This is a genomic window from bacterium (assembly GCA_024226335.1).
Taxonomy (GTDB): domain Bacteria; phylum Myxococcota_A; class UBA9160; order SZUA-336; family SZUA-336; genus JAAELY01.
On record JAAELY010000267.1, the window covers coordinates 1 to 3,477 of the forward strand.

Genomic DNA, 3,477 nt, shown 5'->3' on the forward strand with positions numbered 1-3,477 from the left:
ACCGGAAGGCTGCCTTGTCTATCGTGCCGTCGAGTGCGTGTGCATCAGTCATCGCTCTCTCACTTTCATCGTCAATTCTCCTGGCCATACCGGGCGTCAATGAATGCGAGCGCGGCATCGCGCACGGCATCGGCGTCGTCCGCCCAGCGACGGCCGCTGCCCACGAACAAAGTCGCCCCCTCCAACAACGACATCAGTGCGAGCGCTTCTGCACGGGGTGCCGTACTTCCCATGTCGACGAGGCATTTCTCGAGCTTGTCCAGGTACTCCACGTAGATGTCGTCCAGCAACGCTTCCATCACCGGCTCGACCTGCGCCATCGCCCACAGTTGAGGGAACAGCCGATCGGCCTGTAACACGGAACCGGGCGCATCTTCGGCGAGGAACCGCACGATGTCCCGAAGACAGGGCGCCTCCACACCGGGTTTCAGTACCTCGAACGAGACTCGATACGTCTCCGAGATAAATGCGGCCAGCGCGCGAAGCATGTCTTCCCAGGTGCGGAAGTGATATTGCAGCGCGCCGAGCTTCATGCCGCTGGCCCGGGCCAACGCCCGCATCGTCAGTTTGCCGTAGCCCTTTGACGCGATGATCCCGATCGCTTCTTCGAGTATCTGTTGCTTGCGATCGCCGACGACGATTCCTTGGTAGGCGCTTGACATGTCAAGTGACATGCTAGAGCCTGTCACCTGACATGTCCAATCCCAGGAGGCCGCGATGGCCGTGCGCGTAACACGCCGAGATTTCCTGAATGGCGTTGCCGTCGGTGCGGGCGCAGTTCTACTGGCACCCGCCGACCTGCTCGCGCAGGTTGGCCCGAGCGCCTCGGGTGAATCATCCGTCTACTACCCGCCAACCCTCACCGGGATGCGGGGCAGCCACCCGGGTTCATTCGAGGTGGCCCATGCGCTGGCCTGGAACGGGGACAAGCCCGCCGAGTATCGCTCACTCGATGAACACTACGATCTGGTCGTTGTCGGCGCAGGCATCAGCGGGCTCGCGGCCGCGTGGTTCCAGCGCAAAAAGATGGGCACCAACGCGCGCATCCTCGTCCTCGACAACCATGATGACTTCGGCGGACACGCGAAGCGCAACGAGTTTCATTACAACGGGCGAATGCTACTGGGCCTGGGCGGTGCGCAGAACCTGGAGATGCCGGACGACTACGGCCTGATCACCAAAGGCGTGCTCGACGACCTCGGCATCGACACGGACGCAATGCAGGCCAACACCTCTGACGACTTCGCAATGGCGAACATTGCGGCCGACAACGCGCTGGCGCTTCCGGGAGAAGACGGTCACAAGACGGCCGGCGGTAACTGGCTCTTGACGATGCATGGCGAGGGCGACTACCAGAGCATGGTTCGGACGCTCCCGATCCCGGCAGCGGAGCAGGAGAAACTGATTGCCCTGTTCGGAGGCGATCGGGACTTCCTCGATGACTTGTCGCTCAGCCGGAAATTCGAATACGTATCGACCGTCAGCTACAGCCGCTTCCTCGTCGACCGCGTCGGCCTCGACAAGGAGACACTGCCAATCCTGGATGCGGTACTTCGGGTGGGCAATGGATATACGGGCTGGAGTCACGCAGTCATCGAAGCACTCGCAGGGGCTGCACCCGGATTGCAGGGCATGGGGTGGCTCGCCGGAACGGTGCACTCCCTGGCGATAGGTGCCGCGAAAACGGTCTTCCAGGCTCGCTACTTTGCGGATGGCAATGCCTCTGTTACGAGATTACTCGTCCACAAACTGATCCCGACGGTGGCACCCGAATCCCCGGGGTTCAAGGATATCGCCACCAGCCGCTTCAACTACGAAGCGCTTGACCGCGACGAGAATACAACTCGGCTGCGGCTCAACAGCACCGTGGTCGGCGTGCGGAATATCGGTGGTGAGAAAGTGGAGGTCGACTACGTACAGGACGGCGATGCCCTGCGAGTGACCAGCGATCATTGCATCCTGGCCTGCTACAACGGCCTGATTCCGCACCTGTGCCCGGAACTGCCCGACCCACAAAAAAACGCGCTCCGATATGGCGTCAAGGTGCCGCTCGTCTATGCCAATGTTCTCCTGGACAATGGCCGCGCCTTCTCGAAACTGGGCGCCAGCATGGTGACGTGCCCCAAAGATCCCTTCACGATGCTGAGCTCTGCCCCGCAGACAACGACAGGCGGCTTCGAGCCGCCACGCGGACCGGACGATCCCATGGTGGTCCTGATGATGGCCAATCCAACACCTGCACCCACAGGCGATGAGTCTTTGCGCGACCTGCTTCGGATCGGGCGCGCAATGGTCTATTCCACTCCGTTCGAGATCTACGAGCAGCAGGTTCGCGACCAACTACAGTCCTTGCTGGGACAACACGGCTTTGATCACGAGACAGATATCCGCGCGATCACCGTCAATCGCTGGCCCCATGGCTACGCCTACTGGCGCATGATGCTCGACGATCCCGAGTGGCCCGAGGGACAGGCACCGCATGAAATCGGGCGGGCTCAATTCGGGCGCATCTCCATCGCCAACTCGGACTCCCACGCGACCCCCTACATGGACGGCGCCATCGAAGCCGGGTGGAGAGCGGTGGCAGAGCAGGCGGCTGCGAAGCCGACCGGGTAGTCGCTCAAGCCGGCGTGTGGTGCGCGTGACCCAGCACTCTGCGTGGGTCAGCTCGTTCAGACCGCTCGTACCTCGGCCAGCCGGCTGATTGCATACTCATCGTCCCAGCACACGGCGGCTTCCCATGCGGCCGACGCTTGCGCAGCGATGTCGTGCGCATCGTCGTCGAGACCGGCGGCGTTATGGGGCAGCACCAGGTCGAGGTCGGGAACGTCGACGTGCGACTCGTCCCAATCGATCAGCGCGACCCGATCCGCGCTGACGCGAACGTTGCCAAGGTTGTTGGAATCGCCGTGGACGACGCACGTCTGGCGTCCAGTGAGTCGCTGCCACGCTGCTCGGCATCGAGCAACGCCCTCAGCCGGCATCGCGCCAAGGTCGATCTTCGTCCCGGTCTCGGCGTGCAGGAGGTCGGTCGACGATCGCCAGCCCGGGCGCTGCGGCCAGTCCTGTGTCAACCGGTGCAACTGGCGGAGCGTGTCCGCCACGCGACGCCAGTCGGCCTCCGTCTCGGGCGGCCCGCCCTCCACCCAGGTCATCACCACCAAACCGTCGACGAACAGCCGGCCGTCCGTTGTCGGGATCGGCACCGGCACCGTCAGGCCTTCACGGTCGAGGTGTTGGAGGAGCTCGGTCTCCCACGCGAGGTCCGCATCGCTCCTCGCACCGAGACGACCGACCGCAAGGTGTCCGTCGACCCGCACGCTCCACACGTCGTTGGCGACTCCGCCAGCGAGCCGCTCAATACGGGTGGCAGCGTCACCCCACTGTTCGAGAGCTTCCCATCCCACGGCGACATCCTCACACGATTCCAGGGCCGGTCGCAAAAATTCCGCTTAGTGGCATTGGAAGCCGCGCGGG

At 63.3% G+C, this 3,477-nt stretch carries 3 protein-coding genes; 1 reads left to right on the forward strand and 2 read right to left on the reverse strand.

What is annotated here, in order from left to right; all coding sequences use genetic code 11:
* Nucleotides 1-71 precede the first annotated feature (71 nt).
* The gene (locus tag GY725_14015) at nucleotides 72-662 is read right to left on the reverse strand and encodes a TetR/AcrR family transcriptional regulator (protein MCP4005303.1); all 591 of its coding nucleotides are present in this window, start codon (nucleotides 660-662) and stop codon (nucleotides 72-74) included.
* Between the two features lie 55 nt (nucleotides 663-717).
* Between GY725_14015 and GY725_14020 the strand changes: the two genes are divergently transcribed.
* Complete coding sequence (locus tag GY725_14020; protein MCP4005304.1) at nucleotides 718-2,616, forward strand: NAD(P)-binding protein; 1,899 nt, start codon at nucleotides 718-720, stop codon at nucleotides 2,614-2,616.
* 56 nt (nucleotides 2,617-2,672) lie between these two features.
* Here GY725_14020 and GY725_14025 read toward each other — a convergent pair whose 3' ends face one another.
* A complete protein-coding gene (locus GY725_14025; GenBank protein MCP4005305.1) occupies nucleotides 2,673-3,407 on the reverse strand; it encodes a phosphotransferase in 735 nt (244 codons plus the stop codon).
* Between the last annotated feature and the right edge of the window lie 70 nt (nucleotides 3,408-3,477).